Source organism: Rhodococcus sp. AH-ZY2 (assembly GCF_030916465.1).
Lineage (GTDB): Bacteria > Actinomycetota > Actinomycetes > Mycobacteriales > Mycobacteriaceae > Rhodococcus > Rhodococcus ruber.
The window spans coordinates 5,461,840-5,484,164 of record NZ_CP126458.1 but is presented as its reverse complement, the minus strand read 5'-3'; the positions used below and the strand labels follow the sequence as shown (position 1 = coordinate 5,484,164).

Genomic DNA, 22,325 nt, shown 5'->3' with positions numbered 1-22,325 from the left:
GTCAGTCCGTGCAGCAGTGCTTCGACGGGCCGGCCGGGACGTCGAGCGCCGGATTGCGGTCGAAGAACCCGACCGGCTTCAGCGTGAATCCGGCATAGTCGACGGGCATCACGGGCCAGTCCTCCGGGCGCGGGAAATGGGTGAGCCCGAAGGTGTGCCACAGCACCAGGTCCTCGCCCTCGATGTTCCGGTTGCCGGCGACGAATGTCGGCAGTCCCCCCTGTCCCGGATGCTGGTTGACGAAGTCGCCGGCGGGATACCGCTGCGCCGGGTCGTACTGCGTGACCCACAGGTGCCTGGTGGCGAACGCGGCGCGGGCGGCGATGGAACTCGACGGGTCGGCCAGCAGCACGGGCTGGCCTTCCGGGTGCAGCGCGTAACCCACGTTCCGCCCGAGCCGGTTCTGCTTGGTCGGGTTGGTGATGTGCCAGACCCGGGCCTTGGTGTTGTCGGCCAGCCGCTGCCCCTCGGCCTCCGTGGTGAGGGTGGTCTTGCGGCAGCGGAACGCATTGCCCCAGGGGTTGTCCGGTCCCATCGGTTCGGGTACGGCGTCGACCTCCTCGACCGTGTTGACGTTGCCGTCGACCGCCATGTCCAGGCGGGCGGAGAAGAGGTGCTGGTGGAACGGTGCACCGAGGCCGGGCGCCATCTCGGTGGCGAACCCGTCCTCGCCGCGGTAGGCGGAGGTGAACACGATGCCGGTGGCCTTGGCCTCGAGCTCGATGGTGCCGTCCAGGTAGAGGTACCAGTAGAAGCCGTAGTCGTAGTTGCCGATCGTGAGGAAGAACGAGATCACGAGCCGGCGCGAGCGACGGGTCTCGGTCATGCCGTTGAACATGTCCGTGTGCTTCCACAGAACGCCGTAGTCCTCCTCGTGGAGGCAGATCGCGTTCTTCATCACCCGGGGGTCGCCCTTCTCGTCGGCGATGGTGACGTCGAAGTACTGGATCTCACCGAGACAGTCGCACCCGAGTTCCAGCGAGTTGGTGTAGCGGCCGAAGAGGTATTCACCCTGGTCGAAGTAGTTCTGCCAGTACCGCACCGGCGACGGGTCGGCGTAGGGCACGACCATCTCGGCGATGGAGGCACGGTAGATCACCGGTCGCTCCACGCCGTCGTCGGAGAACGACAGCTGGTGCAGGGTCAGGCCCTCGCGGACGTCGAACCCGAACCGGAACGTCCAGTCCGCCCAGGTGATCCGGTTGCCGTCGACCGAGAAGCTCGGCCCCTCGGGCTGCGTGATCTCGATCGGCTTGAGGTCGGTGCGGACCGGCGTCGCGTGCGGCGCGGCGTCCCATTCGCCGCGTTCGGCCGGCACGGGAAGGGTGATCTCGTCGACCACCTTCACCACCCGCTGCTCGGTGAGATCGACGTACGCGACCACACCGTCGATCGGATGCGCCCACGGCAGGTCGGCCTCGTCCTCCTGATGGAACGCGAGCACGCGGACGATCCGGTGCCCCACCTCGTCCTCGTGCCCGAACACCCCGGCCGACAGCGGAACCGCGCGCACCTTCTGCGGGTCGATGCCGCGCGCGGCCATCGCCGCGATCCAGTCGAAGCTGGAGAGCAGGAACGATTCGATGTCCTCGAACTCCTCGTCGAGGATCGGGACGTGCCCGTCGGTGGCGGCGTCGACGGCGACGGTGCCGAGGATCCTGCGTTCGGTGACGGACACGACGTGGTCGGATCCCGCACCGGTTGCGCGGTCGAGGAGCAGGACGCGGGCCCGGCGCTCGACGTGCTCCCCCGGCCGGAACGCCAGGACCGTCGACTTGGGGGGTTCCTCGAGTCCGACGTAGACGAACCGGACGTGCTCGGTCACCAGTCCCGCCGCCGACACCGTTTCCTTGACTGCGGTGATCTCGTCGGCGGTCAGCGGGCTGAGCGGATGGTCCGGTGCGGGTGTCGATGCCGCTTCGGTGAACGGCGTGGTGGCAGTGCTCATCGTGCGATCTCCTTGTCGATCTGGGGTTCGGTCGTGACGGCGGGCGCGAGGCCGCCGTGGGGATGGGTGTTTCGTGCAGCGTCGGGGCGGAGAGCGGCCACGGCCGCTCCGCCCGCGAACGTCCCGGCGAGAACAACGGCGATGACGGCGGCGAGGGTGCTCGATCCGCCGACGAGCAGCGGCAGGTTCGCGATCGTCATCGTGAGCAGGGCGCCCAGCCCGGCCAGGCCCAGCGCCGGCGCGATCAGCGTGGGCCAGGGCCGGGTGTCGGCCCGGGAACGCCGGAAGAAGACGAGGACGGCGATCGACGTCAGCGCCATGAGGGCGAGCACACCGACGGACGCGACCCCGGCGAACCAGGCGAAGACCTCGGTCACGGGATCGAGCCCGCCGACGGCGGAGGCCACGACGAGGACCAGCGCCGAGACCGTCTGCACGACCGAGGCCACGTAGGGCGACGCATGACGTTCGTGCGAGCGGCCGCATCGCGCCGGCAGTGCCGCGCTGTTGCCGAGCGAGAAGATGTAGCGGGAGAGCACGTTGTGGAAGGACAGCAGTGCCGCGAACAGGCTGGTGACGAGGAGCACCTGCACGACGTCACCGGCCGCCGCTCCCACGTAGCGGGTCGCGGTGTCGACGATCATGCCCTCGGGGTTCTCGGTGGCCAGGGCGACGGCGCCCTCGTCACCCCACGCGCTGACCAGCGCCCAGCTCGACAGCGCATAGAAGCCGCCGATGACCACCAGGGCGAGGTAGGTGGCCCGCGGAACGGTCCGGGCGGGATCACGCACCTCGTCGCGGAAGACCGCGGTCGCCTCGAAACCGATGTAGCCGGCAACGGCGAAGATCAGGGCGATTCCCGGTGCGCCCGAGAAGAATTCGGACGGCCGCAGCGCAGCGGTGGACAGACCTTCCGCGCCGCCCCGGACGACCACCGCCGCATCGATCACCAGGACGATGCCGACCTCGCAAAGCAACAGGACCCCGAGGACCTTGCCGGACAGGTCGATGTGGCGGTAGCCGAGCACCGCGACCGCCACCAGCACGATCAGAGCCCAGAGATACCAGGGCAACTCGGGGCCGCCGTGCGCGGTCACGAAGTCGTCGAGGGCCGCGCCGATGTATCCGTAGACGGCGCCCTGCACCGCCGTGTAGGACAACAGCGCCAGGAACGCCGAACCGAGACCGGCGTGCCGGCCGAGACCGTGGGTGACGAAGGTGTAGAACGCCCCCGCCCCGGGCACGTGCTTCGCCATGGCGGTGAAGCCGACGGCGAAGAAGAGCAGGACCACCGTGCAGACGACGTACGAGGCGGGGAACGCGGCCCCGTTTCCGGCGGAGATTCCGAGTGGGACCGTGCCGGCGATCACGGTCAGCGGGGCCGCGGCCGCGACCACCATGAAGACGACGGCGCCGGGACCGAGGCTGCCGGACAACCGGTGGGTGGGGGGTTCGTGTGCGCGAGCGTTGAGGGTCATCGGTGCTTCGACTTTCGGGAGAGGGGGTGTGCCGGCGGTTCGGTGCCGAGCGCCGGAAGAAGCGTGCGCCCGGCCGTTGTCGGTGCAGTCACCGCGGCGTCACGGTTCGTCGACGGCAAACGAGAACGCCTCGGTGCCGGGTTCTCGTTCGGCCGGCAGTACGGGCGGCGGTGCCCATCCGGCGCCGGGCACCGCCCCGGCCGGTCAGAGTGCGATGTTGACCGACTTGGTCTGGGTGTACTCCGCCAGGGCTCCCTCACCGAGTTCCCGCCCCCAGCCCGACTGCTTGTAGCCCCCGAAGGGCAGTGCGGTGTCGAACGCGTTGTGGCAGTTGATCCAGACCGTGCCCGCCTTGATCTCGGCGGCGACCTCGTGCGCCCGGGAGACGTCCCGCGTCCAGACGCTCGCCGCGAGACCGTAGGGCGTGTCGTTGGCGGCGGCGCGAACCCCCTCCTCCCGGTTGAAGGGCACTGCGACGGCGACCGGGCCGAAGATCTCCTCCCGGTACACGCCGAAGTCGCTGCGCACGTCGACCAGCAGCGTCGGCTCGACGTAGAAGCCGCTGTCGCCGTGACGCTTTCCTCCGGACAGGGCACGCGCTCCGTCCTCGAGTCCGGCGTCGATGTAGCCGGTGACCTTGCCGAGTTGTTCCGCCGAGATCAGCGGCCCGATGTCACTCGTCGGATCGAGTCCCGGACCGATCTTCTGCGACTTCGCGAATTCGGCTACGCCCTGCGTGAATTCGTCGAAGATTCGGTCCTCCACCAACAGCCGCGTACCGGCGGTGCACGCCTGCCCGTGGTTGAACAGGAAGCCACTCGCCACGCCCGGGATCGCGGCCTCGAGGTCGGCGTCCGAGAAGACGACCTGCGGGCTCTTGCCACCGAGTTCGAGCGAGACCTTCTTCAGGTTCCCGGCGGCGGCACTCACGATCTTCTTGCCGACCTCGGTCGAGCCGGTGAAGGCGACCTTGTCGACGTCGTCGTGGGCCGACAGGGCCGCACCCGCGTCCCCGAAGCCGGTGACCACGTTGACGACGCCGTCGGGCACCCCGGCCTCGGTGGCGACCTCGGCGAGCAGCAGCGCGGTGAGCGGGGTCTGCTCCGCGGGCTTGAGCACCAGAGTGTTCGCACACGCCAGCGCCGGGGCGAGCTTGAAGGCGGCCATCACCAGCGGGAAGTTCCACGGCACGATCTGGGCGCACACACCCACCGGCTCGCGGCTGGTGAACGCGTGGAAACGAGCACCCGGGGCCCACGGAACCGACACCGGGACGGTGCGTCCCTCGATCTTGGTCGCCCAGCCGGCGTAGTAGAAGAAGATCTCGGCCGCCCAGGTGACGTCGACCGCCTTCGCGACGACCACCGATTTGCCGTTGTCCAGGGACTCGAGCTGGGCGAACTGGTCCGCCCGGGCCAGGATGCCCTCGCCGATCCGCCACAGGACGCGCTGACGTTCGGCCGGGGTCAGGCGCCGCCACGGCCCCTCCTCGAACGCCCGGCGGGCGGCGGCCACGGCGCGGTCGACGTCCTCCGCGCTGCCGTGCGGCACCGTGGTCAGCACCTGCCCCGTCGCGGGATCGACCGTGTCGAACCGCCGGCCCGACGCCGACTCCACCCACCGGCCGCCGATCAGCATCTGCTTCGGCGACGAGAGGAACTCGGCCACCTCCGGAAGCAGAGCGGTGGCGGATTGCGCAACTGCAGTCATGATGTCTCCGACTCTGAGGAAAGATGAAAAAGACTCGGGCACAGTGGTTTCGATTCCGATTCGCCGGCTTCCGGCGCTATGACCCGAACCCACGATAACCACACGATGTGGCGCGAGTCACCCCCGATTCCGGATGGAAATTGCGGGCTGTCCGATTCTCATTCGGCTGGGGCCCAGACCGTTTCCCGATTCTCGTTCGACTTCTCGTCGGCGCCCCAGGTGACGGTCGTGCGCGCACCGCCCGCCCCGCTCGAGCGCACGTCCGGCGGGACCGGCATTCTCATTCGAGTGACCGAAAATTGATGTGCGATGGGTGCAGCGCGCTGCGTGCCTGCGCTACCGTGCACCCCACGGGATCGTCCGGCGGCCGACGCTCGACGTCCCCTGGCGAGTGTGGAAGCAGGTGCAAGGTGTCCGGTACACCACAGATCAGAGGGACTTCGCCGGTGGCGGGCCTCGAGCGCGGACGCCTGACGTTCGTCGAGGTACTGGCCCAGTCCGTCTCGGCCGTCGCCCCCTCGGCGGTGATGGTCACCCTGCCGGCTCTCGTCATCCCCGAAGCCGGGCGCGCCGCGATCCCGGTGTTCGTCACGGCGGCGGTCCTGATGGCGGCCGTCGGCTACTGCATCGGACAGTTCGCCGCCCGCATGGTCGCGGTCAGCGGCCTGTACAGCTACACGGTGAAGGGGCTCGGTCCCCGCGTCGGCTTCGCCGGGGGATGGTCGCTGCTGATCGGCTACGCGGCCGCCGCCATGGCCAGCACGGTGGGTGCGGCGAGCTATCTGGCGTCGTTGCTCGAACGGGTCGGGTTGTCCGCCGGAGCGCCGACGAGCGCGGTGCTCGCCGGAATCGTCGGGGTGGTCGCACTGCTGCTGATGGTGCGCGGCGTCCAGCTCTCCGCCCGGATCATGCTGGGGGTCGAGGCATTCGCCATCGTCGCCGCCTCGGCCGTCCTGGTGATCGCGTTCGTCGTGGCCGTCCGGGACGGCGCGTCCCCCTCGGCGCCGAGCGGGACCGGTTCGGATTCCGCGATCGGTTTCGCGCTGCTGCTGGCGATCACCTCGTTCGTCGGTTTCGAGAGCGCCGGAACGGTGGCCCGCGAGGCCCACAACCCGCTGATCAGCGTGCCGCGCGCGATCCGGTGGACGCCGATCGTGCTCGCGGCGCTCTACGTGTTCGCCGCAGCGATGCAGTCGCCCGAGTCCGCGAGGGAAGGTGTCGGCTCCCTGCGGATCGTGCTCACCCTCCCGGACACCGCCGGCAGTGGCTCGGCGGTGCTGGCGGTCGTGATGGAACTCGGGATCACCGCGTCGTGGTTCGCATGCGTCATGGGTTCCACCACCGCGCTGTCGCGCACACTGTTCGCGATGGGCCGGGAGGGTGTCGCCCCGGCGATCGTCGGCCGGGCCCACGCCCGGTTCCGCACGCCGCACGTCGCCCTGATCGTCGCGATGCCTGTCGTCGTGGTCGTGCCCGTGGTGTTTCTGATCGCGACGGGCTCGACCCGGGACGTCCTGATCGGGTTGCTGACCCTCTCGGCGCACGGGTATGTCCTCGCCTACATCCTCGTCTGTGTCGCTACGCCCGCATTCCTGCACCGGATCGGCGAGCTGACCCGTATTCCGCTGATCGTCGGCGTGCTCACCGCGGCCTGCCTGGTGGCGCTGATCGTGTGGGCTGCCGCGTCGAGGCTCTACGTGGCGGGCGCGATGACCGCCGTGTACGCGGTCCTGATGCTCCTCGGGGGCGTGCTGCTCGCGGTGCAGGTGCGTCGGGACCCGGGCGTCGCGGATCGGATAGGAGTTTACGACGAGACCGTGGCCGACGATCTGCTCGGCCGGCACCGCCCGTGGCAGGTGCGGCGGTGAGCCCCGTCGACGGAACCCTGTCGGGGCGTCAGCCGAAGGCCGTGATCAGCGCCCTGCGCGTCCTCGAGGAGGTGGCCCGGGCGGGCCCCGGCGTCACCGCCAAGGACATCGCAGCGCACCTGTCCCTGCCGCCGGCGACGACCTATCGGCTCCTGAACCTGCTCGCCGGGGAGGGCTACGTGGTCCGGCTGCCCGATCTGTCCGGCTTCGCTCTGGGGCGCAAGATCGGCGTACTCGTCGACGCGGCCGTCGTCCCGACGGTCTGCACGGCCGCCCGCACCCTGCTGACCGAGCTTCGGCTGACCGTCCGCTTCGGCGTCCACCTGTACTACTACACCGACACGACGCTCCGCCTCGCCGACGCCGACCCCGAATATCCGCCCCGCACGGACGAGACTGTCCTCACGCGGTATCTCCATGCGAGCGCCGTCGGCAAGCTCCTGCTCGCCGAGAAGAACGACCTCGACGCCGTCCTCCCCCGGTGGGACCTCCACGCCCTCACCGGTCGCACGATCGTCGTGCGCAGCGACCTGCTCCGCCACCTCGCGGAGATCCGCGACCGGGGCTTCGCCACCCAGCTCGGCGAACTGCGCGACGACTGCGCGTGCCTCGCCGTCCCCGTCCGGTCCGCCGCCGGCACCCTGGTCGCGGGTCTGGTCCTGTCCGGCAGCATCGACCACCAGCATCTGCTGACGCGTCATCTCGAGTCGCTCCGCGAGCACGCGCGGCAACTCGCGCCCCTGCTCACCTGAGGGGGCGCGACGAGCCCGCCCCGGCTCGGAACGGACTGCTACGTGGACTGGGCCCACGCATCCCGGTTCGACACCAGGCCGAGCCGAACCGCCCGGACCACCGCGCCGACCCGGTTGGGGGCATTCAGTTTTCGCAGCAGGTGCTCCACATGAGTGTTGACCGTGCTGCGCGAGAGCTGCATCTGCTGCGCGATCTCACGGTTGGACAGGCCGGCGATCACGAGTTCGAGAACCTCGTGTTCCCGTGGCGTGAGGGCGACCGCTTCCTGCCGCGTCAGCGTGTCCACCGACCAGGCGGCGTACTCCCGGGCGTCGCTCAGCGTCGTCTTGACCCCGGTGGGCACCGAATCACGTGTCACACTGACGTGCAGCGCACCCACTGCGACCCCGGTGGGCGACGTCAGGACGACGGAGGTGCCTTCGGAGAATCCGGCGGGAGCGAACACTTCGCGCACCGAGTAGGTCTCGCGATACGACGGGATGTCGCGCCAGGTCAGCACCGCGGAGGGCTCGGCCCGAACCGCCTGCATGCCCGGATCCCTGTCGACGAAGTCGGTGACCAGGTAGTCCAGGGTGCGGTCGTCGTATCCACAGCTGGCGACCACCGCATGCCGGCCGCCGGCGACGCGGGTCACGGCAGCCGCCGCGCACCCGAGCTGATCCGTCATGTACCGGGTGAGCCCGGTCATGCGATCGACGGCGTTCTCTCCCAGCAACACCGAGACCAGTCCACTGAACACGGGTACGACCATCGCTCGACGATAGTCGAATCCCGTGTCCAGCGGAGCCGAATCCTGTTATCGGACAGATACGTTCCGGTTCCCGCGGGCGCTCGCCCGCCCCGTCACAGTTCCGGGACCCGATCCGCCCAGGGGCGAGCGCGTTCGAAGTTCGCCGCTGCGCGCAGGACCGCGGCGTCGGCGTGCAGCCGTCCCGCGATCTGCAGGCCGACCGGACGTCCGTCCGAGGTGAATCCGGCAGGGACGGTGACGGCCGGGGTGCTCAGCATGTTGTACGGGTAGGTCATCAGCCAGCCGAGCAGTTGCGAGCGCAGCGACGCCCCCGCCAGCCGGTCGGGAGCGAACTGCCCCAGCGGATGGGCCGCTTCACACAAGGTGGGCGAGACCAGCAGGTCGTAGTTCTGCATGAACGCCGAGAACGTATCCCACATCCGGCCACGGAACAGGTCTGCCCGCCCGACGTCGACACCCGTGAGACGCTCTCCCTCACGCATCAGTTCGACGAGATTGTCGTCCACCTGGCCCTGCCACTCGTCCCAGTCGAGCATGTCGTGTTCGGCCGCGAAGCCGGGAACCCAGATGCCGTGCCACATCGCTTCTTCCGGGTCTCCCCAGGCGGGGGTCGCCTCCTCGACCCGGGCTCCGAGGTCCTCGAACACCCGGACGGCCTCCGCGCAGATCGCCGCCACCTCCGGATCGACCGTCGCGAAGCCCAGGTCGGGGGACCACGCGATGCGCCACCCGGCGATGTCCTTCCTCGTTTCGGCGACGTAGTCGGTGTCCGAGGCCGGCAGACTGAGCGGATCGGATTCGTCCGGGCCGGCGACGACACCGAGCATGAGGGCGTTGTCCTCGACCGTGCGGGTGATCGGACCGTGGTAGGCCCAGTGGTAGAAGCGACCGGCCAGGATGGTCTGCGGCACCCGTCCGGTCGAGGGCTTGAGGCCGACCACGCCGCACAGCGACGCGGGAATGCGGACCGATCCCGCTCCGTCGCTGCCTTCGGCCAGCGGGCCGAGGCCGGCCGCGACGGCGGCGGCAGCGCCGCCGCTGGAACCTCCCGCGCTGTAACCGCGCTTCCACGGGTTGTGGGTGGGGCCGAACAGATGGTTGTCCGTGCCGCCGTAGTAGCCGCTCTCCGGCGTGTTGGTCTTGCCCAGGTAGAGACCGCCTGCGGCCTTCAGCCGCCGGACGATCACCGCGTCGTGGTCGGCGATGCTGTCCTTCATGGGCACCATGCCGAACGTCAGGGGCCGCCCCGCCACAGCCGTCAGGTCCTTGATCGTGAAGGGCACTCCGTGCAGGGGGCCGACGGATTCACCGCCGACGAGCTTCTCGTCCAGGGTGCGCGCATCGGACAGGACCTGTTCGCGATCGAAGTCGACGATTGCGTTGATCGTCGGGTTGACGCTCTCCACACGCCCCACGAAGTGCTCCGCGACTTCGCTCGCGCTGATCTGTCCTCGGCGAACATCGTCCGCGAGTTCGGTTGCAGTGAGCCAGGAAAGATTGTCGGTCATGGTCGTCTCCGTGATTCGGTCCGGTCGAGGTGGCTCGACCATAGGAATCCGGCGATCCCGCCGACAATCGGTCAACTTACCGATCTTTCGGACCGGCCGGTGCGCCCTACCGTCCCGGACGCCGCGGCGTCGGTGCGGCGACGGACCGGGACACGATCATTCGCTGATCTTCTTCGCTCCCAGGATGTCCTGCAGCAACTCGATCGCCACGTCCTCCGGTTCGCGCCGCGTCGACGGGTCGACCGGGGTGGCGGCCTCGGCGAACATCTCCTCCTCGTCCTCGGCGGTGACGTCGGCGGGGCTGATCCGCGGAGGCTCGTAGCCGGGCTCGGGGCCGGGGTCGTCCGGGTAGTCCGGCGCCTCGGGCGGTGGGATGTCGTCGGCCTCGGGACGCGGCGGAGCGGGGGTGGCGGCCGGAGACGCCCCGCCCGGCTGCGGGGCGGGCTGGGCCTGCCGCGCCTGGCTGGGCCGGGAGAACCGCGGCTGACCGGAGGGGCGCGACGCCGACTGGGCCGCGGCCGGTTTCGCAGCGGTGGGGGGTGTCGCAGCGCCCTGGACGCAGGTCACCTCGAAGTCCACCCCGAACACCGCCCGCAGGGCGTCCGCGATCACCGCGGCGTTGCGCGGTTCGACGAGCCGTTTGACCAGCGGAGCGGAATCGTGGCCGAGGACGATGCGGCCCGCGTCCACGCTGCGGACCGTGGCACCGGACAGCATGACCTCGACGGTGCGGCTGCGCTCGCGGACCTTGCTGCGGACCTCGGACCACACCGCGCGGACGGCGGCGGCGTCGGGTCCGGCGGCCGCGGCGGGCGCCGGCGCGGGCTGCGGTCCGGGTTCCGGCTCGGTCGGTTCCGGTTCCCGCACGACGGGGCGAGGCGCAGGCTCCGGTTCCCGCACGGGCTCCCGTACGACGGGCCGTGGTGCCGGCTCCGGTTCACGTGCCGGCGCGGCGGCAACCGACGGTGTTTCCGACGGTGGCGCCGGGACCGGCTCGGCCGCGGGCTCGACGACGGGTGCGGGCTCGACGACGGGTGCGGGCTCGACGACGGGTGCGGCCGGTGCTGCCCGCCGCTGGGAGGGACGCTGGAACCTGGCGGCCGGCTCGTCGGGCGCGATCGGCGCGGGCGCGGCCGGGACCGGCGGGACGGCCCGCGGCGCGACGCTCGGCGGCGCAGTGCCCGGCGCAGCGGCGCCCGGCGGCGCTGCCGCGATCCCGCTTTCGAGACGCTCGAGACGTTGCAGGACAGCCGATTCCGAATCGGACGCGGCCGGCAGCAGCATCCGCGCGCACATCACCTCGAGAAGCAGGCGCGGCGCCGTGGCCCCGCGCATCTCGCCGAGGCCGGAGTGCACGATCTCCGCGTACCGGGTCAGGGTGGCGGGACCGATCCGGTCGGCTTCCTCCCGCATCCGCTCGAGCACGTCACCGGGCGCGTCGACGAGACCGCGCTCGGCGGCGTCGGGCACCGACCGCATCAGGATGAGGTCACGGAGCCGCTCGAGCAGGTCGACCGCGAACCGTCGTGGGTCGTGGCCGGCGTCCATCACCTTCTCGACGGTTCCGAACAGTCCCGCCCCGTCGCCGGCGGCGAGGGCGTCCACGGCCTCGTCGATGAGGGCGACGTCGGTGACCCCGAGCAGCGCGAGTGCCCGGCTGTAGGTCACGCCCTCCTCGCCGGCGCCGGCGAGGAGCTGGTCCATCACGGACAGCGAGTCGCGCGGCGAGCCCCCGCCCGCACGGATCACCAGCGGGTAGACGGCATCCTCGACCGGCACGTTCTCCTGCGTGCAGATCTTCTCGAGCAGCCCGCGCATGACCGGGGGCGGCAGCAAGCGGAACGGATAGTGGTGGGTGCGCGAGCGGATCGTCGGCAGCACCTTCTCCGGTTCGGTCGTGGCGAACACGAAGATCAGGTGCTCCGGTGGCTCCTCGACGATCTTGAGCAGGGCGTTGAAGCCCTGCGTGGTGACCATGTGGGCCTCGTCGACGATGAAGATGCGGTACCGCGACTCGGCCGGCGCGTAGAAGGCGCGGTCGCGCAGTTCGCGGGTGTCGTCGACGCCGCCGTGGCTCGCGGCGTCGAGTTCGATGACATCGAGGTTGCCGCCACCGCCGGGACCGAGCGCCACGCAGGACCGGCACGTCCCGCACGGCGCCGACGTCGGACCCTCCGCGCAGTTCAGCGAGCGCGCCAGGATCCGGGCCGAGGAGGTCTTGCCGCAGCCGCGGGGGCCCGAGAACAGATACGCGTGATTGATGCGACCGGCGTCGAGGGCGATGCTCAGGGGCTCGGTGACGTGCTCCTGACCCACCACCTCGGCAAAGGTCGCCGGTCGGTACTTACGGTAGAGGGCCACGCGCCGAGACTACCGGCGCCGACCGACAGACCGGCCGCGTGGTTGCGACGAAGCGATGCGGGTATCCGACGGCCATGACCGAAACACGACCGTTGGCCCTGGTGACCGGAGCGTCGAGCGGAATCGGCCTGGAACTCGCCCGACTGTTCGCCCGGGACGGCTACGACCTCATCCTGGTGGCCCACTCCGATGCCCTCGACGACGCCACCCGCACACTCGCCGCCACCGGCGCCGCCACGATTCCGGTGCGCGCCGACCTACGGACGGCGGCGGGCGTCGAGGAGGTGTGCGCCGCCGTGACCACCACGGGCCGGCCGCTGGCCGCCGCGGCGCTCGACGCCGGCACCGGGCAGGGTGGCCTGTTCGTCGACACCGGCCTCGACGACCAACTCGAGGTGGTGGACGTCAACGTGCGTTCGACCGTGCACCTGGCCAAGTACGTTCTCGACGGGATGACCGCGCGGGGCGCCGGCCGCGTACTGATCACCTCGTCGGTGGTCTCGGAGATGCCCGGGCCCTACCAGGTGGTCTACAACGCCTCCAAGTCGTTCCTGCAGTCGTTCTCCGAGGGACTGCACGAGGAACTGCGCGGGACGGGGGTCACCGTCACCGCGCTGATGCCGGGGGCGACCGACACCCCGTTCTTCCGCAAGGCCGAGATGGCGGACGCGCCGATCGCTCGCGGCCCGAAGGACGACCCGGCCAAGGTCGCCCGCAAGGGCTACGAGGCGATGCGCGGGGGCAAGCGGAAGGTGGTGGCCAGCTCGCCCATGTCCAAGACCATGGCGCTCACGGCGGCGGTGATGCCGGATTCGGTGAAGGCCTTCCTCCACCGGTTCATGGCCAAGCCGGCGTCCGCGCCCCGGTAGGCCGTGCCGATCGAGCCGGTCTCGATCGGGGTCGCAGCGAGGCGGATCGCGGCACGGTAGGTGCGGGAGAGCATCGCGATGCCGCGCCACTCCCCGGGAGCCGGCGGGGTCGTACCCGAACGCGCGCACCTCCTGCGCGCACCGGCAGGCGATCGCGAACTTCGCGGCCCATTCCAGCGCGGCCTCCCGGGAGGGCAACTCCAGTACCGTGAAGCCGCCTGCGAGCTGCTCGGTCTGCGGGTACGTGCCGGCGGTCACTTTGCCGTCCCCTTCGACGAGGACCGGCGGAACGCTCTCGTCGATTCCACCGCCGAACACCCAGACGCCGGCGTCCTTCGCCTCCTCCACCACCGCGTGCGCCGCATCCGACACTGCCTGCATTTCCCCTTCGGGAACGACCATGGCGCCACTCGGGAACGAGATCAGGTACTTCGTCATTGCGTCGGCTCCTTCTTCCCGGGACTCGGACCCGTCCTCGCCGATGCGGGCACGCTGCGCACGAGACTCGCTCGTCCGCCCCACGGGCGTCCGGCTCCCGCACCGCGGGCGCCGAGCACGGGATCGACACGCCCCCGTCGTGGCAGGTGTCAGAGATGGGGCAGCGCCCAGCTGAGGAACACCACGCCCGCAAGGATTCCGAAGATGCCGGTGAGCATGCCGACGAGCGCATCGAGGGACTTCGCTTCGTCGGTGAACACGGCGGGCCGCCGGGTGGCGGCGATGCCGGTCCCGAGGGCGGTCGCACCGAGCAGAATGCCGAAGCCGAACGTCCAGAAGGTCACGATCGAGAGGGCGCCGAGCATCAGGGCCAGATCGGCTCCGTTGTCCTCGACTGTCTCACGCAGCCGCGACAGGGCGGGGAAGTCGAATCGGGAACGGTGTGGTCCGGAGCGGAAGGGAGTCTGCAGGACGGACATGGTCTTTCGAATCCTCGTCGGAGATGGCGGAACGGAATGCAGCACGCGAGGGCGGAGCCGTACGGAATCTTCTGCAGGACAAGAATTCCGAGATCCGCGACGGCGCGGTAACCGGCGCTCGGCGCGAGGGGACGGATACGGCACACGACATCTCGTATCGACCTCACCCCTCGGCCCGGCTGCTACGCAGCACAGATTAGCACTCGCCGACGCCGAGTGCTAACGCTGCCGACTCCGATCGCTCGTCTCACCGATCCGGCTCCGCGCCAGTACAGTTCCTTCATGCGCGCGGGGAGGACGGCGAAGGTGTGGGCGGCGGCCCTGGCGATCCTCGCCGTGGCGATGGGCACCACCGGTACCGCCACCGCCGATCCGGATCCGGGCGCGCGGGTCACCACCGACGGCACGGGGCTGCGACTCGACGGGCAGCCCTGGTGGCCGACCGGCTTCAACGCCTACCAGCTGGGCACGAACTGGGCGGTGAACTGGGGCTGCGGCGCCATGGTCGATCTGGACGCCTACTTCGGCGCCCTGCCGCCACATTCGCTCACCCGCTTCAACGCGTTCCAGGCTCTGGCCGTCGACCGGTTCACCGGCGAGCTCGATTTCGGCCCGCTCGATGCCGTGTTCGCCGCGGCCGAGGCCCACGGCCAACTCGTGATCCCGGTCCTCGCCGCCCAGGACGGCGCGTGCGAGGACGAGGTGTTCAAGGACCGGCAGTGGTATCTGGACGGATGGACGGAGCCGGTCGATCACGAGCGCGAAGTCCTGAGCTTCCGGGACTGGGTGACGACGGCGGTGACGCGATGGAAGGACTCCCCCGTTCTGGCCGCCTGGGAACTCGTCGGCGAACCCGAGACCAGCGTGTGCACCGATGCCGAGTGCTCGTGGTGGCTGCGGCGGTGCCCGCCGGACGCAGCGGCCGTCCTGCGCGGGTTCTTCGACGTCGCGGGGGCCCAGGTCCGCGCCCTCGATCCGCGCACCCTGATCACCGCGGGGTTCACCGGCGGCGGGCAGTGCGGCACCCAGGGCGACGAGTACGCGACGGTCGGCTCGTCGCCGTGGGTGGACGTCGTCCAGTACCACGACTACGGCGCCGACGCGGTCCCCCTTCCGGGCGACCAGTGGAACGGTCTGGCACGCCGCATCACCCAGGCCCGGCAGATCGGCAAACCACTCCTGGTGGCGGAGATCGGCGAGCTGGCGGGCCGGTGCGGCGCCACGGCCGACCGCGCCGAGCACATCGCCACGAAGATCGCGGGACAGAAGGCGGCCGGGACCGCCGGGGCGCTCATCTGGGCGTTCGTGCCCGACCCCCGGCCGGACGCCTGCACGTACGACGTCGGCCCCGACGACGAATTGTGGGGCGTGATCGAACAGTTCGGAACCACCGGGGACTCCGCCGAGTCGACCCCGGCCACCGGCTGACCGGCCACCGCGCGACGGCACCCACACGGCCGGGCGGGTCTTCCCGGCTCACGGTTTCCGGCGGACGTGGTTTGGCCTCGCGCCGGCCCGGGTAAAGGAGGGCGATCACGGCCCGGCGTCGCCCCCATCGGCACCCGCCGGAAGGTGACACCGACAAGTATCGCGGCCAGCACAGGAGGGGTCATGACACTCGACTACGACACCCGTAAAGAGCTCGACACGGACGAGCTGACCACCCCCACGCTCCCGGCGGTGAGCGAGACGGTGGAGCCGGACGACGGCGACATCGCCGAGTTCTTCGAACTCCCCGGCGCCGACCTGTCCGGCGAGGAGCTCACCGCCCCGGTCGTGCCGCGGCGCAGCGACGAGTTCGTCTGCGACAGCTGCTTCCTCGTCCATCACCACAGCCGGCTCGCACGGTCCGACGACGGCGCGACGCGCTGCCGGGACTGCAGCTGACGGATCTCGATCGAAAGGGCGGAACGAGAACGGTTTTCCGCCGAGGTGTAGTTCTCGACCGTCCGGGGTAACAGTAGTCGTGACCACGCCGGCAGCGGCGGGTGAAGACCGGAGGGGACCGGAAGGGTCCCCGAACGAAGGGAAGTGGAGCGTGCTCGGACTCGGAATCATCGGGTGGATCATCATCGGCGGCCTCGCCGGCTGGATCGGCAGCAAGATCATGAAGACCGACGAGCAGCAGGGGATCCTGCTGAACATCGTCGTGGGTGTCATCGGCGGCCTGCTCGGTGGCTTCCTGCTCAAGCTCTTCGGCGTCGACGTCGAAGGCGGCGGACTGATCTTCAGCTTCCTCACCTGCCTCCTCGGTGCGGTGATCCTGCTGTTCGTGGTCAAGGCCGTCACCGGTCGCCGCCCGGTCACCCGCCGGTAGTCTCGCAGTTCAGTCACCACACACGCGGCGGCCTCCCGTCACCCCGTTCCGGGGCACGGGAGGCCGCCGCGCTGCGCGAGCCGGATCCTCGCCGGGCGTGTCGGGCGTCGCCCGCTGCGAAAAGGGGACCTTTCCGGCATGCTGACCGGGTGGATGGCGCGTGCGGTGAGCGTGGGGGTCATCCCGGAACCACCGGCGAGCGACGAGAGGGACACCGATGGACGACACCGCAGCAACGAAGGCGCGCTCTGCTTCCGGGAGCCGCACCCAGGAGACCCACGAGCTGTCCCAGGAGGACCTCGCCGCCGTCGTGGAGGCGCTGACCGGGCGTCCGGCCGACGTCCCGGAGCCCCCGCAGGCCCCGAAGCGACGCCGGTCGCCCCGGAAGAAGACCTGAGCCGCCGGCCGACGGGCTCGCCGATCCGCGCCGTGCAGGCTCACTTCTTCCCGGCGGCTGCCTTCAACGCCTTCTTGAACTCCCGGACCTCCTGCAGGGTCTGTGCATCGACGACGTCGGCGATGGACCGCCGTGACCCGTCCTCGCCGTACTCCCCCGCAGCCTCCCGCCAGCCCTCGGGTCGCACCCCGATCTGCTTTCCCAGTAGGGCGAGGAAGATCCGGGCCTTCTGGTCGCCGTAGCCGGGCAGGGCCTTCAGGCGCTTCAGCACCTCCCTGCCGTCGGGGTCGCCACTCGTCCACAGGGCCGCCGCGTCACCGTCGTAGCGGTCCGCGATCTCGGCGCACAGCGCCTGGATCCGCTTGGCCATCGATCCGGGGAACCGGTGCACGGCCGGCGGCCCGGAGCAGATCGCGGCGAACTCGTCCGGATCGGCCTCGGCGATCCGGTGTACGTCCAGACCGCCGAGGCGGTCGGCGAGCTTCTTCGGTCCCGCGAACGCGGTCTCCATCGGCACCTGCTGATCGAGGAGCATCCCGATGAGCAGGGCGAGCGGGTCGGCGGCGAGCAACGCATCGGCGTCGGCATCACCTACGAGGTTCAAGGTCGGTGCCATGCTCACGATCCTCGCATCCACGGGAGTCCGGCGAGCGAACGGCGCGACGATCAGCCCTGGCCGCCCAACGCGAACGCCACCAGGAAGCCGAGGGCCGTGGAGATTCCGACCCACCAGCCACCCTCCCGATATGCCTCCGGCATCAGTGAGTCGGAGATGACCGCGATCGTCGCGCCGCCGGCGAAGGCCTGGACGAGTGAGATGCCGGCGGGGGGCAGCGAGTCGGCGTACGCCGTCGCGAGCACCACCACGAGCACCAGCAGTGTCGCCGTGATACCCCAGATGAGCACGGCTTTCCGCCGATCGAAGTTCGAGCGCATCGACGCGGCACCGGCCACGGCCTCCGGTACGTTGCCGACCGCGACGGCCACCAGCAGCACCAGTCCACCGCCGCCGGCGCCGGCGAGCGTCACCCCCAGGGCGGCGTTCTCCGGGATCCCGTCGAGCAACGCCCCCAGCATCAGTGCCCACCCCAGGGCAGCGGTGCCGAGCCTGCGCTCGATCAGCCGATCGGCGACGACGTACACCGAGGCCCCGAGCAACAGCGCACCGCCGGCGGACCACAGGCCCTGGTCCGCGAAGGCGGGCGCGAACAGTTCGGTGGACACCGCGGCGACCATGGCGCCTGCACCGAAGGCCATCAGCGCCGCGAGCAGAGGTCGGGGTAGGTCGTACCGGAGCCCGACGATGGCACCGGCGAACAGGGGCACCGCAGTTCCCAGTCCGTACCAGAGGGCGGTCAGCACCGGATCACTCTACGACTGCAGCAACGAGAGATGTTGCATGCCAATACCGAACACTTCCGTCCGCGACGGCGGTCACCCAGGGCGCCGCAGCCGTCCCGGGGTCGACGTCCTCGACACCGGCGCGTAGCGACCTGCGCACCGGCGCCCGGTAGCGTCCTGTCGCGGCGGCAGAGCGAGCGGCCGCCGCCTCACCACGGGCCGGAACCCGGCTCCACCTCGAAACGCTCGCGGTAACGTCTTTCCGCCTCCCACAGCACCTTCGGGCTCAACCGGGCGTGCGGGCGGATGTCGATCACCAACGGCTCCTGGTCGAGGCCACGGCCGACCATCGTGCCCTCGAGCAACCACAGGAAACGCCCGTCGGTCTCGTCGCCGGCGGCGTACCGGTGGATCCGACGCGCAACCCAGTCCTCGACAGGACGCCGCCACCACGGTTCCGGGGCAACGGGAAGGACGGACCACCCCGGCAGGGTGAGGTTGGCCGCCCGATCGCGCGTGGGACCGTCCGCAGCGTCCGCCGCCGGCCCCCGGGAAAAACGCAGGTAAAGGAGCGGATTCCCGGCGACGAGCGCAGCGAGCTGGTCGAGACCGGTGATCACCTGCATGTCGTCGGGATCGGGATACATCTCCTCGCGCAGCATCGTCGACGCGTCTCGTCCGGCCGTCAGCTCGGGTCCGGCACCGGGCGAGGCGAGGACCGCCGTCGTCGGATCGGCTCACCGGTGCCCACGACGGCTCCCTTCGTCGACGGTTCCGGCGCGAGCGTCGCAGGACACCCGCTGACCCGCACGATACTCCCGAATCCTGGTCCGACCCACGCAACGCGATCCGCGGTGGATCGCACGAGCGGGCATGCGGGCGAGAAGCGCGCCGTCCGCGACGGCGTGCCGGAGTATCGTTCGGATATGCCACTCCACGGCGAAGAATCGGAGTACACGCGCGTTCTCGAAGACGTCCGGGACCTCGTCGCACACGCGATCGGTGCGGGAAATTCCGCGGAGAGCGTCCGGGAGTTCTGGCGCGAACAGATCGACCGGTACGTCGAGGACGCGGCGGCCTCGGACCGAATGTGACACGGGTTCGACCGTAGTGGTGCGGTGTTCGGCCGCGCGGCCGGCGCGCACTCGGAAGGGGGGCGGATGGTCCAGGCCGGTTCGGGCGTGAGGATCGCGCTCGTGCTCGTCACGGCGGCCGTGGCAGGCGCGGTCACCGCGGCGACGCTCCCCGTGGGGCCGGTCACGACGGTCCACGCGCTTGCGGTGATGACGTCCGGCCTGCTGCTCGGTGCGGTCGGCGGCTGGGCCGGGCGCTCGGCCTGGATGGTGGTTCCGCTCGTCCTCGCCTACGGCATTGCACTGGAGATCGTCCGGCTGGACGTGTCGGTACCGACGATCGACGACGTGCGGCTCGACTCGATCTACGGCGTGCTGGCGCTGACGGTGAGCCGAGGCCTGCACGCGATCCTGCTGGTGCTGCCGATGCTGGTCGGTGCCCGCCTCGGGGTCGCGCTCACCCGACGGCGCGCCGGGACCCCACCCGGACCCCGTCGAGGACTCGTGCTCACCTCGGTCCTCGGCGTGCTGACGCTCGTACTGGCAGCCCTGATCGTCCGGCCGGCCTCCACACCTGCCGTGCTCGGGCCCGACGGGCAGCCGGTGGGAGTGGCGGCTCTCGAGACCGTGTCGCTGGGCGGCGACGACCACGCGCTGATGATCCGCGCCGCGGATCCCGGGAGGCCTGTGCTGCTGTACCTGTCGGGCGGCCCCGGCCAGTCCGACATGGCGCTGGCACGCGCCCTGGCGGAGCCGTGGGTGGACGACGTCGTGTTCGCAACCTACGACCAGCGCGGCAACGGCAAATCCTACGGCGCGCTGTTCCCGACCGACGAGACCACCCTCGAGCGGGTCGTCGCCGATACCGTCGAGGTCGCCGAGTATCTCCGGGACCGCTTCGACGAGGACCGGATCTATCTCATGGGTGAGTCGTGGGGCACGATCCTCGGTGTCCGCACCGTGCAGCAGCGCCCCGACCTGTTCGCCGCGTACCTCGGCAGCGGACAGATGGTGAACGTCCGGGAGACGGACCGCCGGATCTACCGCGATCTGCAGGAGTACGCGACCCGGACCGGTGACACGGACCTCGCGGCGACCCTGCAGGAGATCGGGGAGCCGCCGTATGCGGACATCCCGTGGGCGAACGCGCAGATACTCGCTGCCTACGACCACCTCTACGATCCGTACGAGCCGGCGGCGGGGTATCGCGCGCGGGGCGAGGCGAGCGGCCTGGACGGCTTCGGGATTCTCGGCACCGAGTACTCGCTGATGGACAAGGCGAACGTGCTGCGGGGGCTGATCGACACCTTCACCGTGATGTATCCGCAGATCCAGGACATCGACTTCCGGCGGGATGCGACCCGGCTCGAGGTGCCGGTGTACATCCTCGACGGGGCGGCCGAACTCGACGGGCGCCGGGAACTGCTCCTGGAATGGTTCACCCTGCTCGACGCGCCGGAGAAGAGACTGATCACGTTCGACGACGCTGCCCATGCGGTCGCATTCGAGCAGGCCGACGCCGTGGAGCAGCTGCTTCGAGACGACGTGATCCCGAGGACGTCCGGCCGGTGACGACGGGCGGCCGGTTCTCCACCGGTTGTCCACGGCTTGTCCACAGAGTTGTCCACAGGTGGGGGATACGCTCGGCCCCGGCCGTCGTGTGACGACCGGGCCGAGGGACGGAACTGCTCGCCGACTACTTCCCGAGGGCCTTCTCGGTCGCCGCGAGGAGCACACACGTCGCGACGCCGTCCATGGCGGTGGCGAGCTCGTCCAGCGACGGGAAGCTCGGAGCGAGCCGGATGTTCTTGTCGTCGGGGTCGTTCTTGTACGGGAACGCCGAGCCCGCCGCGGTCAGCGCGATCCCTGCGTTCTTCGCGAGGGAGATGACCCGCTTGGCGGTGCCCTCCACCACGTCGAGGCTGATGAAGTAGCCGCCCTTCGGCTCGGTCCAGGACGCTACCTTCGACGACCCGAGCCGGTCCTCGAGAATCTTCAGCACGAGCGCGAACTTCGGCGCGAGCAGTTCGCGGTGCTTGGCCATGTGTGCCCGCACCCCGTCGGCGTCACCGAAGAAGCGGAGGTGACGCAGCTGGTTCACCTTGTCCGGGCCGATGGTCTTGATACCGAGGAACTTCTCGTACCACGCCAGGTTCTCGGCCGAGCTGCCGAAGAAGCTGACGCCGGCGCCGGCGAAGGTGATCTTGGATGTCGAGGCGAGGACGAACACGCGGTTCGGATGACCGGCCTCGGCCGCCATGCCCAGGATGTCCAGGGCGGGAGCCGGTTCCTCGACCAGGGGATGCACGGCGTACGCGTTGTCCCAGAAGATCCGGAAGTCCGGGGCGGCCGTCGGCATCGACGCCAGTTCGCGGGCGACGCGCTCGGAGAACACGACACCGGTCGGATTCGAGTAGGTGGGGACCGCCCACATGCCCTTGATCTGCGGGTCCGAGCCGACGAGCGCGGCGACCTTCGCCATGTCCGGTCCGTCGTCGCGCATGGGCACCGGAATCATCTCGATCCCGTACGACTCGGTGATCGCGAAGTGCCGGTCGTAGCCGGGCGCGGGGCACAGGAACCGGACGACGGGCTCCTGGGACCACGGGCGCGGCGAATCCACCGTGCCGTGCAGCAGCGACGCCACGATCAGGTCGTGCATGATCTCGAGGCTTGCGTTGTTGCCGGCGATCAGGTTCTCGGAGGGGATGTTCAGGAGCTCCCCGAAGATGGCGCGCAGTTCGGGCAGTCCGCGCAGGCCGCCGTAGTTGCGGCAGTCGGTGCCGGACGCGTCGCGGTAGTCGTCGACCCCGGGCAGCGACAGCAACTCCGCGGAGAGGTCGAGCTGCTCGGGGGAGGGCTTGCCGCGAGTCAGGTCCAGCGTCAGCTTCTCGGCTTCGAGTCGCGCGTAGTTGTGGGACTGGCGCTCGTGCTCTGCGACGAGTTCCTCATGGCTCATCAACCCAATCTGGGTTTGGGTAGGCATGCGGAAGGACCTTTCACCGCGCCCAACGGCACGGGCATCGGCATCGGA

General features: G+C 70.2%; 20 protein-coding genes and 1 pseudogene. 9 read left to right on the top strand and 12 right to left on the bottom strand.

Annotated elements, in window-relative coordinates:
* Nucleotide 1: 1 nt before the first annotated feature.
* The 3 genes from QNA09_RS26230 to QNA09_RS26220 form a co-directional block, all read right to left on the bottom strand.
* Nucleotides 2–1,948, bottom strand: coding sequence for a primary-amine oxidase (locus QNA09_RS26230; RefSeq protein WP_040273588.1), 1,947 nt, complete (start codon nt 1,946–1,948; stop codon nt 2–4).
* Nucleotides 1,945–3,426, bottom strand: a complete 1,482-nt coding sequence (locus QNA09_RS26225) for an APC family permease (protein ID WP_017681499.1) — start codon at nt 3,424–3,426, stop codon at nt 1,945–1,947. Before QNA09_RS26225 ends, QNA09_RS26230 begins: the two co-directional genes overlap by 4 nt.
* Before the next feature lie 204 nt (nt 3,427–3,630).
* Nucleotides 3,631–5,136, bottom strand: a complete 1,506-nt coding sequence (locus tag QNA09_RS26220; protein WP_010594907.1) for an aldehyde dehydrogenase family protein — start codon at nt 5,134–5,136, stop codon at nt 3,631–3,633.
* A gap of 446 nt (nt 5,137–5,582) precedes the next feature.
* On the opposite strand from QNA09_RS26220, the gene QNA09_RS26215 reads away from it, so the two are divergent.
* Both QNA09_RS26215 and QNA09_RS26210 read left to right on the top strand, forming a co-directional pair.
* The gene (locus QNA09_RS26215; protein ID WP_248957443.1) at nt 5,583–7,004 is read left to right on the top strand and encodes an APC family permease; all 1,422 of its coding nucleotides are present in this window, start codon (nt 5,583–5,585) and stop codon (nt 7,002–7,004) included.
* A complete protein-coding gene (locus QNA09_RS26210) occupies nt 7,001–7,756 on the top strand; it encodes an IclR family transcriptional regulator (RefSeq protein WP_026137951.1) in 756 nt (251 codons plus the stop codon). Before QNA09_RS26215 ends, QNA09_RS26210 begins: the two co-directional genes overlap by 4 nt.
* Before the next feature lie 38 nt (nt 7,757–7,794).
* On the opposite strand, the gene QNA09_RS26205 is transcribed toward QNA09_RS26210, so the two are convergent.
* The 3 genes from QNA09_RS26205 to QNA09_RS26195 form a co-directional block, all read right to left on the bottom strand.
* Complete coding sequence (locus QNA09_RS26205; RefSeq protein WP_248957441.1) at nt 7,795–8,508, bottom strand: response regulator transcription factor; 714 nt, start codon at nt 8,506–8,508, stop codon at nt 7,795–7,797.
* Nucleotides 8,509–8,600: 92 nt separating this feature from the next.
* Nucleotides 8,601–10,016: an amidase gene (locus QNA09_RS26200; RefSeq protein ID WP_248957439.1), complete on the bottom strand. Its 1,416-nt coding sequence runs from the start codon at nt 10,014–10,016 to the stop codon at nt 8,601–8,603.
* Nucleotides 10,017–10,172: 156 nt separating this feature from the next.
* Complete coding sequence (locus QNA09_RS26195) at nt 10,173–12,377, bottom strand: DNA polymerase III subunit gamma and tau (RefSeq protein WP_210063202.1); 2,205 nt, start codon at nt 12,375–12,377, stop codon at nt 10,173–10,175.
* Nucleotides 12,378–12,451: 74 nt separating this feature from the next.
* Between QNA09_RS26195 and QNA09_RS26190 the strand changes: the two genes are divergently transcribed.
* A complete protein-coding gene (locus QNA09_RS26190) occupies nt 12,452–13,246 on the top strand; it encodes an SDR family oxidoreductase (protein ID WP_248957437.1) in 795 nt (264 codons plus the stop codon).
* 102 nt (nt 13,247–13,348) lie between these two features.
* On the opposite strand, the pseudogene QNA09_RS26185 reads toward QNA09_RS26190, so the two are convergent.
* A pseudogene (locus tag QNA09_RS26185) lies at nt 13,349–13,684 on the bottom strand (YciI family protein); the annotation flags it as partial.
* Nucleotides 13,685–13,833: 149 nt separating this feature from the next.
* Nucleotides 13,834–14,163, bottom strand: a complete 330-nt coding sequence (locus QNA09_RS26180; protein WP_010594898.1) for a hypothetical protein — start codon at nt 14,161–14,163, stop codon at nt 13,834–13,836.
* 306 nt (nt 14,164–14,469) lie between these two features.
* Between QNA09_RS26180 and QNA09_RS26175 the strand changes: the two genes are divergently transcribed.
* The 4 genes from QNA09_RS26175 (at nt 14,470) to QNA09_RS26160 (ending at nt 16,877) form a co-directional block, all read left to right on the top strand.
* Nucleotides 14,470–15,591 carry a hypothetical protein gene (locus QNA09_RS26175; protein ID WP_010594897.1) on the top strand — a complete coding sequence of 374 codons (1,122 nt, stop codon included), beginning with the start codon at nt 14,470–14,472 and terminating at the stop codon, nt 15,589–15,591.
* Nucleotides 15,592–15,774: 183 nt separating this feature from the next.
* Nucleotides 15,775–16,050, top strand: a complete 276-nt coding sequence (locus QNA09_RS26170) for a DUF4193 family protein (RefSeq protein ID WP_248957436.1) — start codon at nt 15,775–15,777, stop codon at nt 16,048–16,050.
* Nucleotides 16,051–16,201: 151 nt separating this feature from the next.
* Complete coding sequence (locus QNA09_RS26165; RefSeq protein WP_026138144.1) at nt 16,202–16,480, top strand: GlsB/YeaQ/YmgE family stress response membrane protein; 279 nt, start codon at nt 16,202–16,204, stop codon at nt 16,478–16,480.
* Between the two features lie 217 nt (nt 16,481–16,697).
* A complete protein-coding gene (locus QNA09_RS26160; protein WP_017682363.1) occupies nt 16,698–16,877 on the top strand; it encodes a hypothetical protein in 180 nt (59 codons plus the stop codon).
* A 40-nt stretch (nt 16,878–16,917) separates the two neighbouring features.
* Here the strand turns inward: QNA09_RS26160 and QNA09_RS26155 are convergent, their stop codons facing one another.
* The 3 genes from QNA09_RS26155 to QNA09_RS26145 all read right to left on the bottom strand — a co-directional run bounded on the left by QNA09_RS26155 (nt 16,918) and on the right by QNA09_RS26145 (nt 18,880).
* Nucleotides 16,918–17,493 (bottom strand): HhH-GPD-type base excision DNA repair protein, encoded by a 576-nt coding sequence (locus QNA09_RS26155; RefSeq protein WP_010594894.1) that lies wholly within the window; start codon nt 17,491–17,493, stop codon nt 16,918–16,920.
* Nucleotides 17,494–17,543: 50 nt separating this feature from the next.
* Entirely contained in the window at nt 17,544–18,239 is a 696-nt protein-coding gene (locus QNA09_RS26150) for a ZIP family metal transporter (protein ID WP_248957434.1), read from the bottom strand.
* A 188-nt stretch (nt 18,240–18,427) separates the two neighbouring features.
* The gene (locus QNA09_RS26145) at nt 18,428–18,880 is read right to left on the bottom strand and encodes a DUF6098 family protein (protein WP_017682366.1); all 453 of its coding nucleotides are present in this window, start codon (nt 18,878–18,880) and stop codon (nt 18,428–18,430) included.
* 264 nt (nt 18,881–19,144) lie between these two features.
* On the opposite strand from QNA09_RS26145, the gene QNA09_RS26140 reads away from it, so the two are divergent.
* Together QNA09_RS26140 and QNA09_RS26135 are read left to right on the top strand one after the other, a co-directional pair.
* A complete protein-coding gene (locus QNA09_RS26140) occupies nt 19,145–19,312 on the top strand; it encodes a hypothetical protein (protein ID WP_157180003.1) in 168 nt (55 codons plus the stop codon).
* A gap of 87 nt (nt 19,313–19,399) precedes the next feature.
* Nucleotides 19,400–20,863 (top strand): alpha/beta fold hydrolase, encoded by a 1,464-nt coding sequence (locus tag QNA09_RS26135; RefSeq protein ID WP_228287149.1) that lies wholly within the window; start codon nt 19,400–19,402, stop codon nt 20,861–20,863.
* Nucleotides 20,864–20,987: 124 nt separating this feature from the next.
* Here QNA09_RS26135 and QNA09_RS26130 read toward each other — a convergent pair whose 3' ends face one another.
* The gene (locus QNA09_RS26130) at nt 20,988–22,277 is read right to left on the bottom strand and encodes an aminotransferase class I/II-fold pyridoxal phosphate-dependent enzyme (RefSeq protein ID WP_308072163.1); all 1,290 of its coding nucleotides are present in this window, start codon (nt 22,275–22,277) and stop codon (nt 20,988–20,990) included.
* Nucleotides 22,278–22,325: the final 48 nt, after the last annotated feature.